This window comes from Arthrobacter sp. 05N428_2, from assembly GCF_056397065.1.
The window spans coordinates 135,558-142,833 of the sequence record NZ_JBFTMR010000011.1; the positions used below are offsets into that span (position 1 = coordinate 135,558).

Consider the following 7,276-nt stretch of genomic DNA (forward strand, 5'->3'; position numbering starts at 1 on the left):
TGGACGGCCGCGGTGATAGCGGCGGGCGCCGGCCCGTGGTCGTGGGCCGGATAATTCGCGACCGGCAGGTAACTCTACCGGTTCGGGTCCTAATTACGGCCCTCGGTCCCTGCCCGGGCGCCCGCCGTTCCTTGCTGCCGTTTGCCCGTGAGGGCGTTCAGGACGGTGAGCTGGCGGAGCAGCCCGGTGACGGTTCCGGCGTCGTCGACGACGGCGTAGTCGGAGCCTTCGAGTTGAGCAAGGTAGGCCAGCAGCTCGGCCCCGCGGTCAGTTGCCTTGACGTAGGCGCCGGCAGCCAACGGGTACGCGACGGCGGAGGCCGGGGTCGCGGCCGCGAGGGCCGCCGGAACCTGAGCGGCGGCAGCGTCGTCGACGACGGCGGCGGGCCGTTCGTCCGGACCGTAGAGCACGACGGCGGGGACTCCGGCGCCCGAATAGCGCAGCACGTCAGCGACGGTGGCGGTAGCCGGCAGGCCGATGGCCGGCTCGGCGAGGGCGGCGGCGTCGACCAGGTGCAGCCGGCTCCGGTACCGGGCCTGCTGAATGGAGGCCGACGCGCCCATCCAGAGGAAGCCGCCCACCAGGACGGTGATGAGCATGAGGGAGGTGTCCGGTTGGTTGCCGCTGAGCAACGGCAGCGCGACGAACCATGCGGCGATAGCGATCACGATGATCCTGCCGGTCCAGCCTGCCGCGATGGTGCCTTTCTCGCGGTTGCCGGTGGCTTTCCAAACCGCGGATTCGACCAGCCGGCCGCCGTCCAGCGGCAGCCCGGGCAGGACGTTGAAGATACCGATCAGCAGGTTGGCCCACACGAAGATGTTCGCCAGGGTGTCAGCGACTCCGGCCAGCTGGCCGCCGGTGAGCAGCAGCCAGCCGCCGGCGGCGAGGGCGAGGTTCGCGGCGGGCCCGGCCAGGGCCACAAGCACCGATTTGCCCGGCGAAGCGGTGAAGTCTTCGAACTGGGTGTGGCCGCCCCAGAGGTTGAGGACGATCTTGCGGGTGGGCCAGCGGTACATCCGTGCGGTGAGCGCGTGGGCCAGTTCGTGGACCAGGACCGAGATCAGCAGCAGCACCGAATAGGCGAACGCCACGAGGTAGGCGCTGACGCCCAGCCGCGGGTCGTTGTGCGCCAGGACCGGCCCATAGACGATGACCGTGAACGCCGCGATGGCGAACCACGAATAGGCCAGCACCACGGGAATGCCGGCGATCTTGCCGAGCGGGATCCCGCCGCGCAGCGAGAAGGGACGCTCCTCGGTGCTCTGCTGGGTGTTTTGCGGTTCAGTCAAGGCCGGCTCCGACGAATTCGTGCCGGAGGGAGATGAGTTCCTGCAGATCGGCAACGGTGCGTCCGGCCAGGGTGTCCCAAGTGGCGCGGCGCGGGTCGTCGGCGAGCGGGACAATATGCGGAATGGCCACCGTGACGACGCCGGAGGCCACCGCTGCCGCGACTCCTGGTTCCGAGTCTTCGAGGGCAACACAATGGCGGTGATCCAGCTCGGGATCGTGCTGCTGCAGGAGTTCAACCGCCCTCAAGTAGGCCTCGGGGTGCGGTTTGCCCTGCGTGACAGTGTCCCCGGTAACGAGGAACTCGAAATAGGGCTTGGGCAGGCTGGCGACGATCTCGCGGGCCAGGGGTGCCTCGGACATCGTTACGAGGGCGCAGCGGACGCCGGCCGTGTGCAGCGCGTCCAGCAGCTCCCGCGCGCCGGGACGCCAGGGCACGGACTCGCGGACCTTGCTGACGACATAGCCGGTGAGGGTATCGATGATGTCGCGGGCCTCCATCTCCACCCCGGCTTCCTGGAGGATGCCTGCCGAGTAGACGAGCGACTGCCCGACGAGCTGCATGGCTTTATCGTGCGACCACTCTCCGCCATGGGCGGCCACCAGGGCGTGTTCGGCTTCAATCCAGTACCGTTCGGTGTCCACGATCGTGCCATCCATGTCCCAGAGCGCGGCTTTGAGCAGGGGCTGGGAGGCTGTGGATCGCATGCCCTCAAGTCTACGGGGTGGCCCCGGTTCGCCGTCCCGGGCTACGCCGTCGGCGAATTTCCGGCGCCCTTCGGTGCCCGCCTCCCTGCGCTCCCCCGTGTCTTGGAAGTAGGGTGAAGACATGAATAGCTTCGAGCCAGACCCCACGGACACGGGCGTCACGCCTGAGCCTGAGCGGTTGTTGCAGCCCGTGCCCGAGGGCCAGCGCATCACGGTGATGCTTGCGGCCTTCGAAGGGTGGAACGACGCCGGCGAAGCGGCGAGCGACGCATTGCGGTACCTGAACAAGCTTTGGGGCGGCAAGAAGGCCGGTTCGATCGATGCGGACGAGTACTACGACTTCCAGTTCACCCGGCCCACCATCCGGCGGACGGCCTCCGGGGAACGGAAGATCAAGTGGCCGTCCACCCGGATTTTCAAGGCGAGCGTCCCGGGCTCGAATGTGGACGTCATCTTCGTCCAGGGCACCGAGCCGTCCTATAAGTGGCGCGCCTACACGGCCGAGCTACTGGTGCACGCCGAAGCGCTGAAGGTGGACTACGTGATCCTGGTCGGTGCCTTGCTGGCGGACGTACCGCACAGCCGCCCCATCCCGGTCAGCGCCTCCACCGACGACGCCGCGCTGCGGGAGCGGATGGACCTGGAAGCCTCGCAATACGAGGGACCCGTGGGGATCGTTGGCGTACTCGGGGAGGTGGCCCTGCTCGCCGGCCTGCCTACCATCTCCCTCTGGGCGGCCGTACCGCACTACGTGGCCCAGGCGCCCTCGCCCAAGGCCCAGCTGGCCCTCCTGCACCGGATCGAGGAACTGCTGCAGGTTCCGCTGGATACCCACGAGCTGGTCGAAGACGCCGACGCGTGGGAACGCGGCGTGGACGAACTCGCCACTGAGGACCCCGAGATTGCCGCCTATGTGCGCCAATTGGAGGAAGCCAAGGACACCGCGGATCTCCCCGAGGCCAGCGGCGAGTCGATCGCGCGGGAATTCGAGCGCTACCTCAAGCGCCGGGGCAAGGACAAGCCCTAAACGGTAGCCCGGGCCCACCCCGGGCTACCGCTTAGACAGGCCTAGCTACAGTTCGACGCCGAGCAACGCATCGACGGCGTCGCCTACCAGGGCCGCGTCCGCGGCTGATCCGGCTGATCCGGCCGGACCGCCTGCTACGGCGGCCAGCGCTTCGGAGGCCCAGGCATCCACTGCTGCCAGTGCACGCGGGGCATCGAGGTCGTCCGAGAGAGCTGCCCGCAACTCCGCCAGGAGAGCTGCGGCCGACCCTGCGGGGGCCACCTCGACGGCGGCACGCCACGTCTTCAGCCTGTCCTTGGCCGCGGCGAAGCCTTCATCGGTCCAAGACCAGTCGCTGCGGTAGTGGTGTGCCAGGATGGCGAGCCGGATCGCGCCGGGCTCCTCGCCGGCGGCGCGGAGCTTCGACACCAGGACGAGGTTCCCCTTGGATTTGCTCATCTTTTCGCCGTCGAGGCCCACCATGCCGGCATGCGCGAAGTGCTTCGCCAGCGGTTTTCCGGTCAGGGAGTAGGCATGGCCCGCTCCCATTTCGTGGTGCGGGAAAACGAGGTCGGAACCGCCGCCTTGGACCGTGAACGGCGCGGGCAGATATTGCTGCGCGATTACGGTGCATTCGATGTGCCAGCCGGGGCGCCCCTCCCCCAGTTCGCCACCCGGCCAGCTGGGCTCACCCTCCCGGGCGACCCGCCAGAGCAGCGGGTCCAAGGCCTGGCGTTTCCCGGCACGGCCGGGGTCGCCGCCGCGCTCGGCGAACAGTTCGAGCATCTCGGCGTCGGAGAGCCCGGAGATGGACCCCAGCGTCCACGCGTCGGGCGCCTCGACCGAGTGCTTTCCGGCCGCTTCGACGTCGTAATAGATATCGCCGTCCGGTTCTCCGGCGGCGCCGGCGACCGCGTAGGCCAGGCCGCGCTGCCGGAGCGACTCGATCGCGGGAACGATCCGCGGGATCGCTTCGACGGCACCCACGTAGTTGTCCGGCGCCAGCACGTTCAGGGCTTCCATATCGGTCTGGAACAACTCGATTTGGCTGGCCGCGAGGTCTCGCCAGTCCACGCCGGTCGCCGTCGCCCGTTCCAGCAGCGGGTCGTCGACGTCGGTAACGTTCTGCACGTAGGCAACCTGCTGGCGACCGTCGCGCCAGGCCCGGTTGAGCAGATCGAAGGCCACGTAGCTGGCCGCGTGCCCCATGTGGGTGGCGTCGTACGGGGTGATTCCGCAGACATACATGGACTGGTTCCCCGTCGCTTCAAGGGTGACGACGCCGCGCTTGACGGTGTCGAAGAGTCGCAGCGCGGGCATGCTGCCCGGGAGTTGGGGAACAGGGCGGGAGGTCCAGGATTTCACATCCCAAGCCTAGTGCTAGGCGCTGATGACATTGAAACCGAGCAGCAAGTAGAGCGCGAGGCCGAGGAAGATCCGGTACCAGACGAAGTTCCGGTAGCTGTTGGTGGAGACGTATCGAAGGAACCAGCCGATGATGACGTAGCCCACCACGAAGGCGATCACGGTGGCGAGGCCGGTCTCGGGCAGGCCGTAGGGGCCGGTGATGCCTTCCTTCGAGACGACCTTGTACAACTGGTAGAGGCCGCTGCCGAAGACGGCCGGAATGGCCAGCAGGAAGGAGTACCGCGCCGCGGCTTCGCGGGTGTACCCCATCAGCAGGCCGGCGGTGATGGTGCCGCCGGAGCGTGACACCCCGGGGATCAATGCCATCGCCTGCGCCAGCCCGAAGAAGATGCCGTGCTTGTAGGTGAGCTGCGTGAGGTCCCGTTCCTGGCGCCCGACGGCGTCCGCGACCGCGAGGATCATGCCGAAGACGATCAGCGTGGTGGCGACGACCCACAGGCTGCGGAGCACCGACTCAATCTGGTCCTGGAAGAGCAGGCCCAGGACGATGATCGGGAGGCTGCCCAGGATCACGAGCCAGCCCATCCGCGCGTCCGGGTCCTGCCGGGACACCTTACCGGTCTGGGAGCCGAACCAGGCCCTCACAATCCGAACGATGTCACGCCAGAAGTAGACGATGACTGCCGTCTCGGTGCCCAACTGGGTGATGGCGGTGAACGCTGCCCCGGGGTCGGCGGCGTCGGGCAGGAAGGCCCCCACGATCCGCAGATGGGCGCTTGAAGAAATGGGGAGGAATTCTGTCAGTCCCTGCACAAGGCCCAGAAAGGCCGCTTCTAACCAGTTCACGTTTATAGACCCTACGGTATGCAGGGTCTGGAGCATCGTAAGCTTGCAGGCATGCAGCAGCGTTATGTCGGCAACAGTGGGTTGCGAGTCTCGTCCCTATCCCTTGGCACCATGTCGTGGGCCGGTGAGACTGATGAACAGGATGCATCCGGCCTGCTCCGCGCCTTTGTTGACGGGGGCGGGACGCTGATCGACACCGCGGCTTCCTACTCCGGTGGCAGGGCCGAGGCCTTGCTCGGCGGCATGCTGGGCGACGTCGTTGCCCGCTCTGAAGTGGTGATCTCCACCAAAGCCGGCCTGACGACGTCGGGCGGCCGGCACAGCGTCGACACGTCCCGCAACGGGATGCTGTCCGGCCTCGATGCGAGCCTCGYGCGGCTGGGCACCGACTACGTGGACATCTGGTTCGCCCAGGCCTGGGATCCGAACGTGCCGCTGGAGGAAACCCTGTCCGCACTGGACTTCGCGGTGCGCTCCGGCCGGGCACGCTACGCCGGTGTATCCAATTTCAGCGGCTGGCAGACCGCCAAGGCGGCCGCGGTGGCGGGTTTCCCGCTGGTCGCCTGCCAGGCCGAGTACTCACTGGTGCGGCGCCAGGCCGAAGCCGAATTGATCCCCGCCCTCGAAGACGCCGGGCTCGGCCTGATGGCGTGGGCACCCCTGGGACGCGGCGTCCTGACTGGGAAGTACCGCGGGCACATTCCGGCCGACTCGCGGGCCGCGCACCAGACGCTGGCCAGCTACGTCGAGCCATACCTCGAAGGCAACGCCTCGAGCGTCGTTGAAGCAGTCGCGATGGCGGCCAAGGGGCTCGGCCGTACCGCCTTGGACGTGTCGCTGAGTTGGCTGCTGTCCCAACACGGAGTGGCCACGGCCGTGGTGGGTGCCCGGACGCCGGTCCAGTTGAAGGAAATCATGGACGCGGTGCTGACGCCGCTGCCGCCGGAGATTGCCACCGCACTCGAGGACGTCTCCAGCCCCGCCTGATCCCCCACGGCCGCGGGTAACGATCCTTTGGCTCCAAGGCCGCCAAGACCATCTCCGCCGCTGAGGCCTGCCTTGGTCTTGGCCGGCCCACAGGACCCCCGTCCGATTGGCCCACGAACCGGGAAATCTGCGGTCTTCAGGGTCGTGTCCCCACCAAAGATGGCACCATGGGGACATGACTCCTGCTCACGGGTTTGCGGACTCCTTTCGACGTCCCCGGCCGGTCCAACCCAAGGCCGGTCAAGAATCGGTGTGGGACTACCCGCGGCCGCCCAGGGTGGAGCCGCGAACGGAACGGGTCATCGTGCGGCTCGGCGGCCAGGTGATTGCCGACACCACCGATGCGGTCCGCGTCCTGGAGACGAGTCATCCTCCTGTCTACTACTTGCCGTTGGACTCATTCCCGCCCGGTGCACTCGTTCCGGTTGAAGGCACCAGCTATTGCGAGTTCAAGGGCGAAGCGCACTACTTCGACGTCGTTGCCGGCGGCGTCACCGCCCCCCGGTCCGGGTGGACCTACCCCGACCCAACCCGCGGTTTCGAGGCGCTCAGCACCCGGGTGGCCATCTACCCGGCTCGCATGGACTCCTGCGAGGTCGACGGCGAGCAGGTGACCTTCCAAGAGGGCGGCTTCTACGGCGGTTGGATCACGGCGCAGATCGTTGGTCCGTTCAAGGGTGGCCCCGGTACGGCCGGGTGGTGAGCTCTAGCGAGGGACGAAGTTCACGGCCTCGTAGTGTTCGACCAGCGGGAACGGCTCGTAGAACCTGTGCAGAAGGTCCTGCCAGTCCTGGAACTGCGGGGAGCCCCTGAAACCGTTGGTGTGGTCTTCCAAACCAGCGGTTGTGGATTCCGGAACTCGACCGCACGGATCACCAATGCCGCTTGGCAACGCTTCATGATCGGAAGTAGTGGTTTCGTTTGGGTTGTTGGCGGGGGTCGAGGTGGGGTGGCGGGATGAACCAGGGGATGCCGGCGCGGGGTTGGATGGTCCAGTGTTCCTTGTGGATCAGGTGGTGGTGGTGGGAGCAGAGCAGGACTCCGTTGTCGGCGGAGGTGGTGCCGCCGCGG

General features: G+C 67.4%; 8 protein-coding genes. 3 read left to right on the forward strand and 5 right to left on the reverse strand.

Going from position 1 to position 7,276, the window contains the following annotated elements:
- Positions 1-89 precede the first annotated feature (89 nt).
- Positions 90-1,292, reverse strand: coding sequence for a site-2 protease family protein (locus AC1DGI_RS13570; RefSeq protein ID WP_441400379.1), 1,203 nt, complete (start codon positions 1,290-1,292; stop codon positions 90-92).
- Positions 1,285-1,998: an HAD family hydrolase gene (locus AC1DGI_RS13575; RefSeq protein WP_476899214.1), complete on the reverse strand. Its 714-nt coding sequence runs from the start codon at positions 1,996-1,998 to the stop codon at positions 1,285-1,287. The genes AC1DGI_RS13570 and AC1DGI_RS13575 overlap by 8 nt, the downstream gene beginning before the upstream one ends.
- A 121-nt stretch (positions 1,999-2,119) precedes the next feature.
- Here AC1DGI_RS13575 and AC1DGI_RS13580 point away from each other — a divergent pair, with 121 nt between their 5' ends.
- Positions 2,120-3,025, forward strand: coding sequence for a PAC2 family protein (locus AC1DGI_RS13580; RefSeq protein ID WP_476899215.1), 906 nt, complete (start codon positions 2,120-2,122; stop codon positions 3,023-3,025).
- A 45-nt stretch (positions 3,026-3,070) separates the two neighbouring features.
- On the opposite strand, the gene mshC is transcribed toward AC1DGI_RS13580, so the two are convergent.
- Both mshC and AC1DGI_RS13590 read right to left on the reverse strand, forming a co-directional pair.
- Positions 3,071-4,369 (reverse strand): cysteine--1-D-myo-inosityl 2-amino-2-deoxy-alpha-D-glucopyranoside ligase, encoded by a 1,299-nt coding sequence (mshC, locus tag AC1DGI_RS13585; RefSeq protein WP_476899216.1) that lies wholly within the window; start codon positions 4,367-4,369, stop codon positions 3,071-3,073.
- 15 nt (positions 4,370-4,384) lie between these two features.
- Positions 4,385-5,218, reverse strand: coding sequence for an undecaprenyl-diphosphate phosphatase (locus AC1DGI_RS13590; protein ID WP_476899217.1), 834 nt, complete (start codon positions 5,216-5,218; stop codon positions 4,385-4,387).
- Between the two features lie 51 nt (positions 5,219-5,269).
- On the opposite strand from AC1DGI_RS13590, the gene AC1DGI_RS13595 reads away from it, so the two are divergent.
- Positions 5,270-6,205 (forward strand): aldo/keto reductase, encoded by a 936-nt coding sequence (locus AC1DGI_RS13595; RefSeq protein WP_476899218.1) that lies wholly within the window; start codon positions 5,270-5,272, stop codon positions 6,203-6,205.
- 175 nt (positions 6,206-6,380) lie between these two features.
- Positions 6,381-6,908, forward strand: a complete 528-nt coding sequence (locus tag AC1DGI_RS13600) for a DUF427 domain-containing protein (RefSeq protein ID WP_476899219.1) — start codon at positions 6,381-6,383, stop codon at positions 6,906-6,908.
- Between the two features lie 193 nt (positions 6,909-7,101).
- On the opposite strand, the gene AC1DGI_RS13605 is transcribed toward AC1DGI_RS13600, so the two are convergent.
- A partial coding sequence (locus AC1DGI_RS13605; RefSeq protein WP_476899225.1) for an HNH endonuclease occupies positions 7,102-7,276 on the reverse strand: 175 nt, incomplete at its 5' end.

What these genes read in the sequence shown, in the direction of transcription:
- AC1DGI_RS13600 (WP_476899219.1), top strand. Translation starts at nt 6,381, where the DNA reads ATGACTCCTGCTCACGGGTTTGCGGACTCCTTTCGACGTCCCCGGCCG.
- AC1DGI_RS13580 (WP_476899215.1), top strand. Translation starts at nt 2,120, where the DNA reads ATGAATAGCTTCGAGCCAGACCCCACGGACACGGGCGTCACGCCTGAG.
- AC1DGI_RS13575 (WP_476899214.1), bottom strand. Translation starts at nt 1,998, where the DNA reads ATGCGATCCACAGCCTCCCAGCCCCTGCTCAAAGCCGCGCTCTGGGAC.